Raw genomic sequence first — 16,530 nt, 5'->3', positions numbered from 1 at the left:
GGACTCGCTCACGTCAGATGGGCGTGCAGCCACTGCGGGATCGGCACGGACTTCTGTGCGGGGAAATCGACCCACACGGTCGTGGCGCCACCCGAAGTGCAGATCACGCCGGGCTGGTCCACGCGCTCGATCGTCGCCCAGCTCTCGAAGCTGCTGCGCCCCAGGTCGCTGGCATACATCTTCACCAGCGCGTCGCCGGGGTATTCCAGCTGCCTGTGGAAGGTGCAGAAGGCATTGATGATGAGGAAACCCTCCCCCTTGGGATCGATCTCGCAGCCGATGGAGCGCATCCAGTCGATGCGGCAGGTCTCCAGGTAGCGGAAATACGTCGTGTTGTTGACGTGGCCCATCGCATCCATGTCGCCCCAGCGGATGGGGATGCGCGTCTCGTACACCAGCTTCTTCTTTTCCGGGATGTCGAACTTCATCGGTGGGCCTTGATGGATGCGAGGATGCCGAGCGTGAACAGCACGCAGGCGGCCGCCTGGGCCGGGGTCGGCCAGCGGGCGTCCCAGGCGAAAGAATAAGCGAGCGCGAAGAGGGTTTCGCTGACGATCAGCTGTCCGCACAGGCTGGCCGACAAGCGCTGGCTCGCGACGTTCCAGAGGATGGTGGCGAGCCAGGCCGAGCCGAAGCCCGTGGCGATGCAGAGGAACACGAACAAGCCGAAGTCGGGCTGCGCGGCGATCGCCTGCGCGGGTGACCCGGCCGCCATCCAGAGCAGCAGCGCGCCGGCGCCCGTGGCCAGGCCGAGCCAGTTGGCCCAGTCGGTGGCGTTCACCTCCGGGTGGCGCTTCAGCCAGGCGGAATTCAGCAACGCGAAAGCCGTCCAGCACGCGAGCGACGCGGCTGCCAGCAACAGCCCGCGCAGGTAGTGCGGCTGCGGCGCCGGGCCGGCCGCTTCGTGCGGCGACGCCATCATCAGCACGAGGCCACCCACGGTGAGCAGCAAGCCGGGCACGAGCGCGGCCCAACGCAGGTGCCCGGGCTTGCCGAGCAGCATCACCCAGAGCGGGATCGTGCCGATGATGAGGCTGGGCACTTCGGTGCCGGCGTCGCGGATCGCCAGCACCAGCAGCAGGTAGTAGCCCGTGAAGCCGAGCACGCTCATGCCCAGGGCGGACAGCGCCTGCCCCGCGGTCGGCCACCGGCGCCGGGCCAGCAGCATCACCATCAGTGCCACCGCGCCATAGGCCAGGAAGCGGCCCGCCGTGAGATCGACCGATGAAGGGCCCTGCACCATGCGCGGCGCGACGAAGACGAGGCCCCACAGGGCGCCGGCCGCGAGGCCGGCGAGGATGCCGCCAAACACGGACGGGGTCTAGACCGCGAACCCGTCGTCCGCCGCGATCACCGCGCCGTTGACGAAATGGCTCTGGTCGGACGCCAGCAGCACGATGAGCGCGTCCAGGTCTTCCGGCTTGCCCACGCGCTTGCGCGGCAGCATGTTCACCAGCTTCTGGCCCTGCTCGGTGGACCAGTGGTGGTGGTTGATCTCGGTATCGATGTAGCCCGGGCAGATGGCGTTGACGTTGATGCCGAAGCGGCCCCACTCCAGCGCCAGCGCGCGTGTCATGTGCACCACCGCCGCCTTGCTCATGCAGTAGACGCCGATCTGCGGCAGCACCCGCAGGCCCGCCATCGAGGCGACATTGATGATGCGCCCGCCGGTGTAGGTGCCGGGTGCCGAACCGCGCGCCCGCGCCAGCATCCGCTTGCCGACCTCCTGCGCGACGAAGAAGGCGCCCTTGGTGTTCGTGTCGAACATGAAGTCGTAGTCTTCTTCCGTCACGTCCTGGATGCGCTGCGTGGTGCTGACGCCGGAGTTGTTGACCAGGATGTCGATGGACCCCACCTCGGTCTCGGCGTGGGCGACGGCGGACTTGATGCTGTCGAGGTCGGTGACGTCGAGGGCGAGCACGTGCGCATCGCCCCCCTCGCCTTCGATCTGCGCGCGCAGGTCCTTCAGCTTCTCCACGCGGCGCCCGGTGAGGACGACGGCGGCGCCGGCCCGTGAAAGCACGCGCGCGAATTGCGACCCCAGGCCGCTGGAGGCGCCTGTAATGAAGGCGACTCGCCCGGACAAATCGATGCTGTAGGCCACTGACTTTCCTCTCTAGAATTCCATGGGATGGTGCCGCGCCTGTGCGTGCGCGCCGAATAGAATTCACAGCTCCATCCAGCCGACCACGCCGTGCGACCGCACTGCGGAACCATTATCAGCGAGACCCCATGACACAAGAAGAAATCCTGGCGAAGTTCGGCCCACGCGAAGCCATGGAGTACGACGTGGTGGTCGTGGGTGGCGGCCCTGGCGGGCTGGCGACGGCCATCCACCTGAAGCAGCTGGCGGCGCAGCACGAGAAGGAGATCTCGGTCGTCGTGCTCGAGAAGGGCTCCGAGCCCGGCGCACACATCCTTTCCGGCGCCATCATGGATCCGCGCGCGCTCTCCGAGCTGATCCCCGACTGGAAAGCCAAGGGCGCGCCGCTGAACCAGCCCGTGACCGACGACGCGATGGTGTTCCTGCTCGGCGAGAAGATGGCCGCGCGCGTGCCCAATTTCTTCCTGCCCGAATGCTTCCAGAACCACGGCAACTACATCGTGAGCCTGGGCAACGTCACGCGCTGGCTCGCCCAGCAGGCCGAGGCGCTGGGCGTGGAGATCTTCCCCGGCTTTCCCGCGGCGGAAGTGCTCTACAACGAGAACGGCTCGGTCAAGGGCGTCGCCACCGGCAACATGGGCGTGGGCAAGGACGGCGAGCCCACCGACAGCTTCCAGCTGGGGATGGAGCTGCACGCCAAGTACACGATCTTCGCCGAAGGTTCGCGCGGCCACCTCGGGCGGCAGTTGATCGCGCGCTTCAAGCTCGACGAAGGGCGCGACCCGCAAACCTACGGCCTGGGCGTCAAGGAACTGTGGGAGATCGACCCCAAGCGCCACCAGCCCGGGTTCGTCATGCACACGGCCGGCTGGCCGATGGAGAACGACACCTACGGCGGCGCCTTCCTGTACCACATGGAAAACAACCAGGTGGTGCTGGGCTTCATCACCGGCCTGGACTACCAGAATCCGTACCTGAGCCCGTTCGAGGAGATGCAGCGCTGGAAGCTGCACCCGAACGTCCGCTGGTACCTGGAAGGCGACGAAGAGAAAGGGATCAAGCCGGCCAAGCGCGTTTCGTACGGCGCGCGCGCCATCACGGCAGGCGGCTTGATGAGCCTGCCGAAAACGGTGTTCCCCGGCGGCGCACTCGTGGGCTGCGATGCGGGCTACCTGAACGTGAGCCGCATCAAGGGCAGCCACGCCGCCATCAAGACCGGCATGCTTGCCGCTCGCGCGGCCTATGACGCCGTCACGGCGGGCCGTCAGCACGACGAACTCACGGCCTACCCGGAAGCTTTCGAGAAGAGCTGGCTGCACGAAGAGCTGAACAAGTCGCGCAACTTCAAGAGCTGGTTCAAGAAGGGCCTGTGGCCGGCGACGCTGATGAACGGCATCGAGCAATGGCTGCTGCGCGGCAAGATGCCCTGGACGCTGCGCCGCGACAAGCCCGACCACGCGTACCTGAAGCCCGCGGCGGAGTGCAAGCCCATCGTCTACCCGAAGCCCGATGGCAAGCTGACGTTCGACCGCCTCTCGTCGGTGTTCATCTCCAACACCAACCACGCGGAAGACCAGCCGGCGCACCTGACGCTGAAAGATGCGTCGGTACCGGTGAACGTCAACCTCGCGAAGTACGCCGGCCCCGAGTCGCGCTATTGCCCGGCCGGTGTCTACGAGTTCGTCGAAGCCGAGGGCGGGGCCGGACAGCGCCTGCAGATCAACGCGCAGAACTGCGTGCACTGCAAGACCTGCGACATCAAGGACCCGACGCAGAACATCGTGTGGGTGACGCCGGAAGGCGGTGGCGGGCCGAACTACACGAACATGTAGCGATGACAGAGCCGACCGCGCTTCACGACCCCATCGCGGCCGAAGCTCACGCGGCAACGGCACGGCCCGCAGCCGTGGCCGTGGTCGTGCCGACTTTCAACGAGGCCCCGAACATCGGCCCCCTGGTGGACCGGCTCGAACGCGTGCTCGCCGGCCGGCAGTGGGAGGTGGTCTTCGTGGACGACGATTCCGCCGACGGCACCGCGGCCGTCGTGCAGGCGCTGGCGCGGGACAATCCCCGCGTGCGGTGCCTGCTGCGACTGGACCGGCGCGGCCTTTCGCGCGCGGTCATCGAAGGCATCCTCAGCACCTCGGCGCCGCTCGTGGCCGTCATGGACGCCGACCTGCAGCACGATGAAGCCATCCTGCCGCGCCTGCTCGAAGTGCTCGACGCGGGCCAGGCCGATGTCGCCGTGGGCAGTCGCTACACCGAGGGTGGCGGCGTGGGTGCAGGGTTCGGCGCCCAAAGGGAGGCGATGAGCCGCTTCGCCACCTGGCTGGCGGGCACGGTGTTGCGCGTGCGCCTGCGCGACCCGATGAGCGGCTTCTTCGCCTTGCGCCGCGACCTGTTCGACGGCGTCATGCGCCGGCTCTCCGGCGAGGGCTACAAGATCCTGCTCGACATCCTTGCATCCGCCCGCGAGCCGCTGCGGGTGACGGAGGTGCCCTACCAGTTCCGCCCGCGCGTGGCCGGGGAGAGCAAGCTCGACTCCGCTGTCGCGTGGGAGTACGCGCTGCTGCTGATCGACAAGCGCATCGGCAGGTGGGTGCCGGTTCGTTTCGTGATGTTCGCGCTGGTGGGAGCTTCGGGCGTGCTGGTGCACCTGGCCGTGCTGTGGGCCCTGTTCCGCGGCATGGGCGAAAAATTCGCCGCGGCCCAGACCATCGCGACACTGGTCGCGATGACCAGCAACTATGCGCTCAACAACGTGTTCACCTACCGGGACCGCCGCCATCGCGGCCTGGGCTGGGTCTGGGGCCTGCTCACCTTCTACGCGATCTGTGGCCTGGGCGTGATCGCCAACGTCGGAGTCGCCAGCGCGCTGTTCGACCGTTCGAACGAGGCCTGGCTGCTCGCGGCATTGGCGGGCGCGCTCGTCGGGACGGTCTGGAACTACGGGGCCAGCAGGGTGGTGACATGGCGCCGCGCGTGAGCGGGTCGGAGGCACCCTTGAGCGCGCCCGCGACACCTGCGGGTGCGCCGCCAGCGGGTTCGCCGCGGCGCGGTCCGCTGGCCATCGCGTCCCTGGTCCTGGCCCTCGTGCTCGTCCTGATCGCGACCAGCGTGCCGATGGAGAGCAACGACTTCTGGCTGCAGGCCCGCATTGGCCGGATGATCGCGGAAACCGGGGAGATCCCCCGCACGCTCCTGTTCCCCTTCACCGAAGTCCGCGACCGTGCATTCAACATGCACGAATGGCTGCCGTCGGTGCTGTTTCACCTCTTCGTCAGCACCGTCGGGGAAGACGAGCTCCGGCTGGTGCTGGGCGGCTTCGGGCTCCTGCTGTTCGCCCTCGCGGCCAGCCTGGCCTGGCGCCTCACCCGCAGCTTCGGCGCCAGCCTGCTGCTTGCGCTGCTGGCAATGGCCGTCGCCAACTACCGCCACTACCTCCGGCCGGAGATCGTCGCGCTGGTGTTCCTGCTTGCGCTGCTGCACCTGCTGGTCGCCTTCCAGCAGGACGGCCGCCGGCGGCGCCTGCTCTGGAGCGTGCCGCTCGCCGTCATCTGGGCCAATTCGCACGGGTCCTTCCTGCTGGGCCCGGTGGTCGCGGGGATCTTCGCCGTTGGCGAGGCTGCCCAGGCGGCGTGGCCGCGGCGCTCGCACGGGATGGCCGCCTGGGCAGGCGCCGCCAGGCAGGCCGGCGGTCCCTACGCCGCCGTGGCGGCGGCCATGGCACTCGCGAGCCTGCTCAACCCGCTGGGATGGGGCATGTACCAGTTCGCTTTGCAGCTGACGACTTCGGAGGCGGTGCGCACCATCCTCACCGAATGGCAGCCGACGCTGTCCCCCAAGTACCTGGGCAGGCGCTATATCGTGCTTTTCCTTGGCGTCCTGGCGGCCGCGCTCGCGCTCGTGCTCGTGCGTCGCGACCGCCTGCGCTGGACCGACTGGCTGCTGCTGGCCGCCTTCGGCCTGCTGGCCTTCCGGGCGCTGCGCTTCCCGGTGCTGTTCGGCTTCGTGGCCATCGTGCCCTGCGCCCGCGCCATCGGGCTGCGCCCCCCGGCGCAGGTCGAGCGGCGGATGGTGGGCGCCGCCACGGTCCTGGCCGCCTGCGCCCTGCCGCTGGTCCTGAAATTCGGCAATGGCTACGGTGCCTGGCCGTATTACGCGCCGTCCGCCAATTTCACCCTGATGATGCGCGAGCGCATCGAGGATCCCGACCTGCGGGGCAACGTGTTCAACCACGCCGTGCTGGGCCCCGAACTCATCTACCGCGCCTGGCCGCGCCTGAAGCCGGTGGTGGACACCCGTGCCGATTCGTACGGCGACGCCTACTATGTCGCCGTCATCGACCTGCTGAACGACGAAACCCGCTTGCGCGCGTTCCTGGACGAGTACGACGTCAACTACATGTTGCTGATGCGTGAGGACTTCGACGACACCGTGCGGCACATGAAGGCGCTGCGGCAGGACGGCTGGAGAGGCTACTTCCAGGACCACAAGGCCGTGCTGCTGTACCGGTCGAAGCCGAAGGCGCCGGCGCGGCCCTGAGCGACTCAGGACGGCTAGACGCGTCGAGCCTCCAGGGGCCCGCCTTCTCAGGGACGTTGCTGGTCGCGGTGGCGGTCGCCTTGCCCGCGGCGGACTTGTCGCCCTTGGCCATCTTGGCGTCGGCCTTGGCCGATTTCCTCGCGGCCTTGTCGGCCGCCTTGTCGGTCGACGAGGTCGTCGTCGGTGCCGGCGAGTTTGCCTGAAGCCGCCGGCACCGACAAATCCCCTTCGTCCTGCCACGCATTTCCGCTATAAGGAAAGCGAGACGAGGAGGAGCGATTTGGCGGCGGCACGCATCTACCGGCGCAAGTGGGTCCTGATCCGCCTGCCCATCGCGGTGCTGGCGGTGGCGGCGATGGCGTGGCTGTGGCAGGCCGTGCTGCCGATGCCGCCGACCGAACTCACGCTCAGCTCCGGGGGGCCGGAAGGCGTCTACCACGCCTATGCCCAGCGCTACGCGGCGCGCTTCGCCGAGCACGGCGTGATGCTGCGCATCGCGTCGTCCGGCGGCGCCGAAGAGAACCTCCGGCGCCTGCGCGGCCAGGCGGCGCCGGAGGCGCAGCTGGCTTTCGTGCAGGGTGGCGTCAGCAGCGCCGGCAGCGCGGAAGCGCGCTCCCGCGTCCAGACCATCGCCCGTGTGGACGTGGAGCCGTTGTGGATTTTCTCGCGCGTGGCGGGGCTCGATTCGCTGCAGCAGTTGCAGGGCCTTCGTGTTTCGCTCGGGCCCGACGGCAGCGGCACCCGGCAGCTGGCCACTGCGCTGCTGGCGCAAGTGCGGCTGCAGCCGTCGGACCTCGCGACGGATTCGAAGCTCACCGGGCCCGGTGGGGTCGAAGCCATGCGCCAGGGCAAGCTCGACGCCGTGCTGCTGGTGATGTCGGCAAGTTCTCCGCTCGTCAAGGCCTACCTGCAGGTGCCGGGCGTGCACCTCGTGCAATTGAGCCGCGGCGCGGCCCTGATCGAGCGCATGCCCGCGCTGCAGGCACGGCTGCTGCCGGCGGGCGCCATCGACCCCGTCGCCCGGCTGCCCGCGCGCGACACGACCGTGCTGGTCTCGACGGCCAGCCTGCTCGCGCAGGCCGAGCTGCACCCGGCACTGCAGCGGCTGGCGGCTTCCGTGGCGCGCGAAGTGCACGAGCCGCCGGGCCTGTTCCATCGGGCCGGTGAGTTTCCTTCGCTGCGCCGCATCGAATACCCCGCATCGGCCGAAGCCAGGCGCACGCTGGCGCGCGGCCTGCCGTGGCTGGAGCGGCAACTGCCCTTCTGGTGGGCGCAGTTCACGCTGCGGCTGCTGGTCATCTGCCTGCCGATCGCGCTGGTGGCTTGGTGGCTCGCGCGCCTGGTCCCTGCCTGGCTGCGCTGGCTGATCGACAGCCGGCTGGTCCGCTGGTACGGCGAGCTCAAGTACATCGAATACGACCTGGAACAGGACACGGTGTCGGGTCTCGACGCATCGCGGCACATCGCACGCCTGCGCCAGATCGACGAGCGCATGAAGGCATTCACCCCGCCCGACGACCTGCTGGCGCGCTGGTTCACCTTGCGCAAGCACATCTGGCTCGTGCAGCTCGGCCTGCTCAAGCGGAGGGGCCGGTGATCTTCCTCTACCGGCGCCGCTGGGGCATCTTCTACCTGCCCGTGCTGCTGTTGGCGGCATGCGCGGTGTGGCTTCTGTCGAACACGCTGCTGACCCTGCCGCCGCGCGCGCTGGCCATCGCGGTGGGCGTGCCCCAGGGTGGTTATGCGCAGGCCGGAGAGCGCTACCGCAGCGAGCTCGAGCGGCTGGGCATCGCGGCGGAACTGCTGACCACCGAGACGGGTGCTCTCGGACCGTTGCAGCGCCTGGCGAACCCGCGGGACGCCGCGCAGGCCGGCTTCGCGCACGGGCTGCTGGCCGAGCGCGGGCCCGAAGCACCGGTCACCGCCCTCGCGCTGGTGGGGCGCCAGCCGCTCTGGGTGTTCACGCACCACGCGGGCGTGCTGCAACTCGGGTCGCTGCGCGGGCTCAAGGTGGCGGCCGGGCCGCCGGGCAGCGCTGCGCGCGACATCGCGGAACAACTGCTCGCGCAGTCGCAGGTCCTGGCGCGTGACGTCACCTGGGTGCCACTGCAGGGCCTGCCCGCGGCGAACGCGCTGCTGGAACAGCAGGTCGACGCCATGATCACCATCGGCAGCAGCGACGCCCCGACCGTGCGGCTGCTCACGCGCTCGCCTGGCGTCACGATGGTGGGCCTGGACCGCGCCAACGCCCTGGCCACGCGCGAGCCGCGGCTGCGTCCCTTCGTGTTGCCGCAAGGCGCCATCGAACTGCGCGGCAACGTCCCGCCGCGCGACTTGACGCTGTTGTCCACCGGCACGCACCTGCTCGTGCGCGAGACGGCGCACCCTGCCCTTCAGCGGGCGCTGCTCGACGCCGCCACCGAAATCCATGGCACGCCCAGCTTCCTGCAGCAGCAATCGGAGTTTCCTGACTTCCAGACCGACTTCCTGCTCTCCCCCGTGGCGCGACAGTACGCCCTCGGCGACCGCCCCGTGCTGGAGACCGTGCTGCCGTACTGGTGGGCGCAACTGGCCGAGCTCCTGCTCTTCGGCGTGCTGCCGATCCTGGTGCTCACGGCGCTGGCGCTGATGTGGATCCCGCGCCTGTTCAGCCTGCGCGTGAACACCGTGCTCGCCCACTACTACGGCGAACTCAAGTTCCTGGAGCAGGAACTCGACACGGTGAGCGACAACCCCATCACCCTCAAGCCGCTGCTGCAGCGGCTGGACCAGATCGAGCTGGAAGTCGCCTGCCTCGACCTGCCCGACCGCTACGCCGACCGGTGGTACACGCTGCGCGAGCACCTGGGCGCGGCGCGCGAGCGGCTGCTGAAGATGCGCGGGCGGTGATGGTTACAATCGCCGCCGTCAGGAGAGAGTTTCCCCGTGAAACCGCCGAAGGCGCAGGCCCCAGCCGAACGCTCAGGCACCCAGGACTGACAAGCGCTTCCATCGCGGGGCGTCACCTTGCTGGAGAGAGGGAAATTGGGGTCAGATTCCAATTTCTCCACCGAAGGAGCAAACCCCGCAAGGGGTGAATCTCTCAGGTAAAGCGGACAGCAGGGGCCAGACCATGGTTGCAGTACCATGGCCCACAGCCCCTTTGGAGCGTCCGTTGTCCGACTCGCCAGTTGAGCTTCTGAAGACCCCTTTGCATGCCTTGCACCTCGAGCTGGGTGCGCGCATGGTCCCCTTCGCCGGCTACTCGATGCCGGTGCAATACCCCACCGGCCTGATGGCCGAGCATCACCACACACGCGCTTGCGCCGGTCTGTTCGACGTGTCGCACATGGGCCAGTTGCGGCTGGTGGGACCCGACGCCGCCGCCGCCCTCGAAACATTGATGCCGGTCGACGTGATCGGCCTCGCGCCGGGGAAGCAGCGCTACGGCCTGCTGCTGACCGACGAAGGCACGATCATCGACGACCTGATGTTCGTGAACCGCGGCGGCGACTTGTTCGTCATCGTCAATGGTGCGTGCAAGGTGGGCGACATCGCGCACATCCAGGAAAGGATCGGCGCACGTTGCCAGGTCATCACGATGCCTGACCATGGGCTCCTTGCCCTGCAGGGCCCGAAGGCGGTGGACGCGCTGCAGCGCGTGGTGCCCGGCGTCGAGAAGCTGGTGTTCATGACCGGCTCGCCCTTCGCCTGGCAAGGCGCGGACCTGCACATCACCCGCAGCGGCTACACGGGCGAAGACGGCTTCGAGATCTCTGTGCCCGGCGCGCAGGCCGAGGCCTTGGCGCGCGCCCTGCTCGCGCAGCCCGAAGTGAAACCCATCGGCCTGGGTGCACGCAATTCGCTGCGCCTGGAAGCCGGGCTTTGCCTCTACGGCAACGATATCGACACGACCACCACCCCGGTGGAAGCCGGCCTGAACTGGGCCATGCAGAAGGTGCGGCGTACCGGCGGTGAACGCGCGGGCGGGTTCCCCGGTGCGGCACGTGTGCTCGGCCAACTGGACGGCACGGTGCCGCTCACGCGCAAGCGCGTGGGCCTGGTCGCGCTGGAGCGCGTGCCCGTGCGCGACCACACGGAACTGCAAGACCCGCAAGGCGCGCGCATCGGCGAAGTCACCAGTGGCTTGCTGGGCCCGAGCATCGACAAACCTGTCGCCATGGGCTACGTGCCACCGGCGCAAGCGGCGCCGGGCACACGCGTGCAAGCCATCGTGCGCGGCAAGCCCGTGCCGATGGAAGTCAGCGCCATGCCATTCGTCCCCAATCGCTACCACCGCGGCTAGGCCGCCCGCAAAAGGAGAAGACCATGACCGTCAAGTACACCAACGACCATGAATGGATCCAGCTCGAAGACCACGAGGCCGCCGTCGTCGGCATCACGCTGCATGCGCAGGACGCGCTGGGCGACGTGGTCTTCGTCGACCTGCCCGAAGTCGGCAAGGTCTTCGCCAAGGGCGAGGTGGCCGGCGTCGTCGAATCGGTGAAAGCCGCCGCCGACATCTACATGCCGATCGCGGGCGAAGTGACCGAAGTCAACGAGGACCTGCGCGAGAACCCGTCCCTGGCCAACAACGACCCGATGGGCAATGGCTGGTTCTTCAAGATCCTGATCAAGGACATGGCCGAGTTCGACGTGCTGATGGACGAGCCCGACTACCAGAAATTCCTCAAAGAAAGCACCTGACTCCTCCATGCTGATGCAATCCGCCCGGCCGCTCGGCGAGCTGGAAAACCCGACTGAGTTCATTCCGCGCCACATCGGCGTCTCCGAGGCCGACGAGAAGCTGATGCTCTCGGCCGTGGGCGAAGCTTCGCGCCGCGCGCTGATCGAAAGCATCGTGCCGCGCTCGATCGCCCGGTCGCAGGCCATGCAGCTGCCCCCGGCCGTGACGGAAGCCGCCGCGCTGTCCGAGCTCAAAGCCATCGCCAGCCGCAACCGCGTCTTCAAGAGCTTCATTGGCCAGGGCTACTACGGCACCCACACGCCGGGCGTCATCCTGCGCAACATCCTGGAGAACCCGGCCTGGTACACCGCCTACACGCCCTACCAGGCCGAGATCAGCCAGGGCCGCATGGAGGCGCTGGTGAACTTCCAGACGATGGTGTGCGACCTGACGGGCATGCCGATCGCCAATGCTTCCATGCTCGACGAAGCGACAGCCGCGGCCGAGGCCATGACGCTCGCCAAGCGCAGCGTGAAGAGCAAGAGCAACCGCCTGGTCATGGCGGCGGACTGCCACCCGCAGGTGATCGAGGTGGTGCAGACCCGCGCGGAGCCGCTGGGCATCGAGGTCGCCCTGGCCGGGTCGGCCGGGGAATGGAACACACTGCTGCAAGGCGACTACTTCGCCGTCATCGCGGCCTACCCTTCCACCAGCGGCCGCATCGACGACCTGCGCGCCGACGCCGAGCGCATCCACGCGAAGCAGGCCGCGCTGATCGCGACCTCCGACCTGCTCGCGTTGACCCTGATCACGCCGCCCGGCGAATGGGGCGCCGACATCGTCGTCGGTTCCACGCAGCGTTTCGGCATGCCCATGGGCGCCGGTGGCCCGCACGCCGCCTTCATGGCTTGCCGCGATGAATTCAAACGCTCGATGCCCGGGCGGCTGGTCGGCGTCAGCGTCGACTCGCACGGCAATCCGGCCTACCGCCTGGCGCTGCAGACGCGCGAACAGCACATCCGCCGCGAGAAGGCCACCTCCAACATCTGCACGGCGCAGGTGCTGCCGGCCGTCATCGCCAGCATGTACGCGGTCTACCACGGGCCGCAGGGCCTGAAGCGGATCGCGCAACGGGTCGCGAGCTACACGGCGATCCTGGCCAAGGGCCTGGAGCAGCTGGGCCACGCGCCACGCGAGCAGGCCGTGTTCGACACGCTGTCGCTGCACGTGGGCGACGCCGCCCCTGCCATCATCGCCCGCGGCCATTCGATGGGCGCCAACCTGCGCCTCTACTACGGCGAGTACATCCTGGTCTCGCTCGACGAAACCACGACGCGCGCCGAGGTGGAGCTGGTCTGGAAGATCTTCGCCAAGGCCGGTCAGCCGCTGCCAACCTTCGACGCGTTCGAGAAGGGGATCGAGCCGCTGATCCCGACGGAACTGCGCCGCAGCAGCGACTTCCTCACGCACCCGGTCTTCAACACGCACCACAGCGAGACCGGCATGCTGCGCTACATCCGCGCGCTGTCCGACAAGGACCTGGCGCTGGACCGCAGCATGATCCCGCTGGGCAGCTGCACGATGAAGCTGAACGCCACCAGCGAGATGATCCCGGTGACCTGGCCGGAGTTCGCGCACGTGCATCCGTTCGCGCCGGCCGACCAGCTCCAGGGCTATGCCGAACTCGACGAACAGCTGCGTGCCTGGTTGTGCCAGGCGACGGGCTACGCCGGGATCAGCCTGCAGCCGAATGCAGGCTCACAAGGCGAATACGCCGGCCTGCTGGCCATCAAGGCCTGGCATGCCAGCAAGGGGCAGGCGCATCGCAACGTCTGCCTGATTCCGTCATCGGCGCACGGCACCAATCCCGCCAGCGCGCAGATGGTCGGGATGCAGGTGGTGGTGACGGCCTGCGACGACAACGGCAACGTGGACATGGCGGACCTGCAGGCCAAGTGCGAGAAGCACAGCGCCAACCTCGCCTGCATCATGATCACCTACCCCAGCACGCACGGCGTTTTCGAGACGCAGGTGAAGGAGCTGTGCGCACTCGTGCACAGTCACGGCGGGCGGGTCTACGTGGACGGGGCCAACATGAACGCGCTGGTGGGCGTGGCCGCGCCGGGCGAGTTCGGCGGCGACGTGAGCCACCTCAACCTGCACAAGACCTTCTGCATCCCGCACGGCGGCGGCGGGCCGGGTGTCGGCCCCGTGTGCGTGGTCGAAGACCTGGTGCCGTTCCTGCCCGGCCACGTGACCGGCGGCCTGCCATCGCATGGCGTGGGCGCGGTGTCCGCCGCACCGCTGGGCAACGCCGCGGTGCTGCCCATCAGCTGGATGTACTGCCGCATGATGGGCGCCGAGGGCCTGCAGCAGGCCACCGAGGTCGCCATCCTCAGCGCCAACTACATCAGCAAGCGCCTGGGCGAGCACTACCCGACGCTCTACGCCAGCAAGAACGGCCACGTGGCGCACGAGTGCATCCTGGATCTGCGGCCGCTGAAGGAGACCAGCGGCGTCACGGCGGAAGACGTGGCCAAGCGCCTGATCGACTACGGCTTCCACGCGCCCACGCTCAGCTTCCCGGTGCCCGGCACGCTGATGGTGGAGCCGACGGAGAGCGAGACGCTGGAGGAGATCGACCGCTTCATCGCGGCCATGATCGCCATCCGCGAGGAAATCCGCCGCGTCGAGCAGGGCGAATGGCCGCAGGACGACAACCCGCTGAAGCATGCGCCGCACACCGCGTCGGCCTTGCTGAAGGGCGAGTGGACGCATGCGTACCCGCGTGAAGTGGGCGCGGCCGTGCTCGACGAACGCCGGCACGCCAAGTACTGGCCGCCGGTGGGCCGGGTCGACAACGTCTACGGTGACCGCAACCTGTTCTGCAGCTGCGTGCCGATGTCGGCCTATGAGTGAAGGTTCCGGCCGCTCCCCATCCGCGGGGAGCACGGCCTGGAACTGATCCTCCTCGTCGCCGCCGGCGCCGCGCTCGCCGGCTTCGTCCAGGGCCTCTCGGGCTTCGGCTTCGGGCTCACGGCGATGGCCTTGTGGGCGTGGACGCTGGAGCCGCGCCTGGCCGCCGCGCTGTCAGTCTTCGGCTCCCTCACCGGCCAGATCGTCGCAGCCATCACCGTGCGCCGGGGCTGGGACCTGCCACGCCTCGCCCCCTTTCTTCTCGGCGGCCTGGCCGGCCTGCCGCTGGGCATCTACCTGCTGCCCCAGCTCGACATCCCGATGTTCAAGGCGGTCCTGGGCACGCTGCTCGTGATCCTGTGCCCCCTGATGTTCCTGGCCCCGAAGCTTCCGCGCATCCGGCACGGCGGCCGTGCGGCTGACGGTGCGGCCGGCGCCATCGGTGGCGTGCTGGGCGGCCTCGGTGGCTTCAGCGGCGTGGTCCCGACGCTGTGGTGCACCCTGCGCGGCTGGCAAAAGGATGAGCAGCGTGCCGTCATCCAGAACTTCAACCTCGCCATGCAGGTGGTGACCTTCGCCAGCTACCTCGCCACGGGCATCGTCGACGCAAGCATGCTGCCGCTCTTCGCCGTGGTGGCGCCCGCGATGCTCATCCCGGTGCTGCTCGGCGCCCGGCTGTACATCGGCATCAGCGAAGCGGCATTCCGGCAGGTCGTCCTGGGCCTGCTCACCCTCTCGGGCATCGCGATGCTGGCGTCCTCCGTTCCGGTTCTCCTGATGCGTTGAACGCGGGCCCTTGAAACGGCGGGAGACGATCCCTAATTCGGAATCGCTCACCGTTCCGACCAGAAAGGAGACCAGCCATGAACGGGATCTACCAGCCCTCCGCGGGCCTGTTCGCGGACCTGCAGCGCATGCAGGGCCTGCTCGACGAGGTGTTCCGCCCGGCCAGCGGACGCAACAGCATCCGGCCCGCCGCCGCCGGCGGCTTCCCCAGCCTGAATGTGGGCACCACGCCGACTTCCATCGAGGTGATGGCCCTGGCACCGGGACTGGACCCCGCAAGCCTCGACATCACCGTGGACCGGGGCCTGCTGATCGTGGCGGGCGAGCGCAAGAGTGACCTGCCCCCGGAAGGCGAGCGCACCAGCGTGTATGCCCGCGAGCGCTTCACCGGCCGCTTCCGCCGTGTCGTGAGCCTGCCCGAGGACGCCGATCCGGCGCGCGTCGACGCGAAATACCGGGACGGCGTGCTTCGCATCAGCGTGGCCAAGCGCGAGTCGTCGCAGCCGCGCCGCATCGACGTGAACTGAGGAGAACGTCATGAACGACAAGCAGCAGCAATCCACCCAGCCCGAGCCGCAACCCCATGTGGTGCCGCCCGTGGACGTGTTCGAGGACGAGAACAGCATCACCCTGCTGGCTGACCTGCCGGGCGTCGCCCGCGAGCAGCTGGCGGTGCGCGTCGACGGCGACAGCCTCGTCATCGAAGGGACGGCCGCGAGCGCGGCGCCCGAGGCCATGCAACTGGTCTACGGCGAAGCCCAGTTCGCCGCCTATCGCCGCCAGTTCACGCTGAGCCGCGAGCTCGACGCCTCGCGCATCGAGGCCCAGCTGCGCGACGGCGTCCTGCGCCTGACCCTGCCAAAAGCGGAGGAAGCCCGGCCCCGCCGAATCCAGGTGAACGTCGGCTAATTCGCCACACCACGCCCGCCGCGCCGCGCCGCCGCACCCCGGGCGGCGGCGCTTCGGTGCAAAATCACCAGGCCCCGCACGGGTAGGAGACTTGGTGTTGAAGGCGTTCCTGGTGGAAGACAACCCGCAGATCCGGGACAGCATGATCGAGGCGCTGGCCGAACTCGGCAACATCGAGACGGCCGGCAGCGCCGCCAACGAGAAGGCCGCGGTCGCCTGGCTGCGCGACCCGGCCAACCACTGGGACATCGCCATCGTCGACCTGGTGCTGGAACCCGGCGGCAGCGGCTTCGGTGTCCTGATGGCCCTGCGCGACCGGGACCCCGTGCGCAAGGTGGTGGTGCTCACCGGGTCGGCCAGTCCCGACATCCGCAAGCGCTGCGAGTCGCTGGGCAGCGACGGCGTGTTCGACAAATCGATGGAAACCGAGGCCCTGCTCGACTATTGCGCGGCCCTGCGCCGTGCGGCCGGCGGGCACTAGGAGCCTGGGCGGCAGAGAAACGGGCCTGCGCCGGCACCTGAATCAGCGCCAGGCTAGGCGCGGCCGACGCCGTGTGCTTTCGCACTCAAGGAGGCCGTAACGACGCATGGCGCTGATTCAGGT

At 68.6% G+C, this 16,530-nt stretch carries 15 protein-coding genes and 2 riboswitches; of the genes, 12 read left to right on the top strand and 3 right to left on the bottom strand.

Annotated elements, in window-relative coordinates; all coding sequences use genetic code 11:
• Window positions 1-8: 8 nt before the first annotated feature.
• The 3 genes from FN976_RS19965 to FN976_RS19955 are packed head-to-tail and all read right to left on the bottom strand — an operon-like array spanning window position 9 to window position 2,104.
• On the bottom strand, window positions 9-428 hold the full coding sequence (locus FN976_RS19965; protein WP_145894828.1) for an acyl-CoA thioesterase: 420 nt from the start codon (window positions 426-428) through the stop codon (window positions 9-11).
• Window positions 425-1,312 carry a DMT family transporter gene (locus tag FN976_RS19960; RefSeq protein ID WP_145894827.1) on the bottom strand — a complete coding sequence of 296 codons (888 nt, stop codon included), beginning with the start codon at window positions 1,310-1,312 and terminating at the stop codon, window positions 425-427. Before FN976_RS19960 ends, FN976_RS19965 begins: the two co-directional genes overlap by 4 nt.
• A 9-nt stretch (window positions 1,313-1,321) precedes the next feature.
• The gene (locus tag FN976_RS19955; RefSeq protein WP_145894826.1) at window positions 1,322-2,104 is read right to left on the bottom strand and encodes an SDR family oxidoreductase; all 783 of its coding nucleotides are present in this window, start codon (window positions 2,102-2,104) and stop codon (window positions 1,322-1,324) included.
• Window positions 2,105-2,232: 128 nt separating this feature from the next.
• On the opposite strand from FN976_RS19955, the gene FN976_RS19950 reads away from it, so the two are divergent.
• The 12 genes from FN976_RS19950 (at window position 2,233) to FN976_RS19895 (ending at window position 16,407) form a co-directional block, all read left to right on the top strand.
• The gene (locus FN976_RS19950; protein ID WP_145894825.1) at window positions 2,233-3,936 is read left to right on the top strand and encodes an electron transfer flavoprotein-ubiquinone oxidoreductase; all 1,704 of its coding nucleotides are present in this window, start codon (window positions 2,233-2,235) and stop codon (window positions 3,934-3,936) included.
• A gap of 2 nt (window positions 3,937-3,938) precedes the next feature.
• Window positions 3,939-5,090 (top strand): glycosyltransferase, encoded by a 1,152-nt coding sequence (locus FN976_RS19945; protein WP_145894824.1) that lies wholly within the window; start codon window positions 3,939-3,941, stop codon window positions 5,088-5,090.
• A 17-nt stretch (window positions 5,091-5,107) separates the two neighbouring features.
• A complete protein-coding gene (locus tag FN976_RS19940; RefSeq protein WP_145894823.1) occupies window positions 5,108-6,649 on the top strand; it encodes a hypothetical protein in 1,542 nt (513 codons plus the stop codon).
• 280 nt (window positions 6,650-6,929) lie between these two features.
• Window positions 6,930-8,246 (top strand): TAXI family TRAP transporter solute-binding subunit, encoded by a 1,317-nt coding sequence (locus tag FN976_RS19935; RefSeq protein WP_145894822.1) that lies wholly within the window; start codon window positions 6,930-6,932, stop codon window positions 8,244-8,246.
• A complete protein-coding gene (locus FN976_RS19930) occupies window positions 8,243-9,538 on the top strand; it encodes an ABC transporter substrate-binding protein (protein WP_186511038.1) in 1,296 nt (431 codons plus the stop codon). The genes FN976_RS19935 and FN976_RS19930 overlap by 4 nt, the downstream gene beginning before the upstream one ends.
• Before the next feature lie 9 nt (window positions 9,539-9,547).
• A riboswitch (glycine riboswitch) is annotated at window positions 9,548-9,637 on the top strand.
• Window positions 9,638-9,648: 11 nt separating this feature from the next.
• A riboswitch (glycine riboswitch) is annotated at window positions 9,649-9,758 on the top strand.
• 3 nt (window positions 9,759-9,761) lie between these two features.
• The gene (gene gcvT, locus FN976_RS19925; RefSeq protein WP_145894820.1) at window positions 9,762-10,934 is read left to right on the top strand and encodes a glycine cleavage system aminomethyltransferase GcvT; all 1,173 of its coding nucleotides are present in this window, start codon (window positions 9,762-9,764) and stop codon (window positions 10,932-10,934) included.
• Window positions 10,935-10,957: 23 nt separating this feature from the next.
• Window positions 10,958-11,335 (top strand): glycine cleavage system protein GcvH, encoded by a 378-nt coding sequence (gene gcvH, locus FN976_RS19920; RefSeq protein ID WP_145894819.1) that lies wholly within the window; start codon window positions 10,958-10,960, stop codon window positions 11,333-11,335.
• Between the two features lie 7 nt (window positions 11,336-11,342).
• The gene (gcvP, locus tag FN976_RS19915) at window positions 11,343-14,234 is read left to right on the top strand and encodes an aminomethyl-transferring glycine dehydrogenase (RefSeq protein ID WP_145894818.1); all 2,892 of its coding nucleotides are present in this window, start codon (window positions 11,343-11,345) and stop codon (window positions 14,232-14,234) included.
• A 36-nt stretch (window positions 14,235-14,270) separates the two neighbouring features.
• Window positions 14,271-15,017 carry a sulfite exporter TauE/SafE family protein gene (locus FN976_RS19910; protein WP_145894817.1) on the top strand — a complete coding sequence of 249 codons (747 nt, stop codon included), beginning with the start codon at window positions 14,271-14,273 and terminating at the stop codon, window positions 15,015-15,017.
• A gap of 77 nt (window positions 15,018-15,094) precedes the next feature.
• Complete coding sequence (locus tag FN976_RS19905; RefSeq protein WP_145894816.1) at window positions 15,095-15,544, top strand: Hsp20/alpha crystallin family protein; 450 nt, start codon at window positions 15,095-15,097, stop codon at window positions 15,542-15,544.
• Window positions 15,545-15,554: 10 nt separating this feature from the next.
• On the top strand, window positions 15,555-15,926 hold the full coding sequence (locus FN976_RS19900; RefSeq protein ID WP_145894815.1) for an Hsp20/alpha crystallin family protein: 372 nt from the start codon (window positions 15,555-15,557) through the stop codon (window positions 15,924-15,926).
• A gap of 94 nt (window positions 15,927-16,020) precedes the next feature.
• Window positions 16,021-16,407, top strand: a complete 387-nt coding sequence (locus FN976_RS19895) for a response regulator (RefSeq protein ID WP_349291389.1) — start codon at window positions 16,021-16,023, stop codon at window positions 16,405-16,407.
• The last annotated feature ends 123 nt before the right edge of the window (window positions 16,408-16,530 follow it).

Source organism: Caenimonas sedimenti, assembly GCF_007833165.1.
GTDB lineage: Bacteria > Pseudomonadota > Gammaproteobacteria > Burkholderiales > Burkholderiaceae_C > Ramlibacter > Ramlibacter sedimenti.
This window is presented reverse-complemented; position numbering and strand designations above follow the sequence as displayed.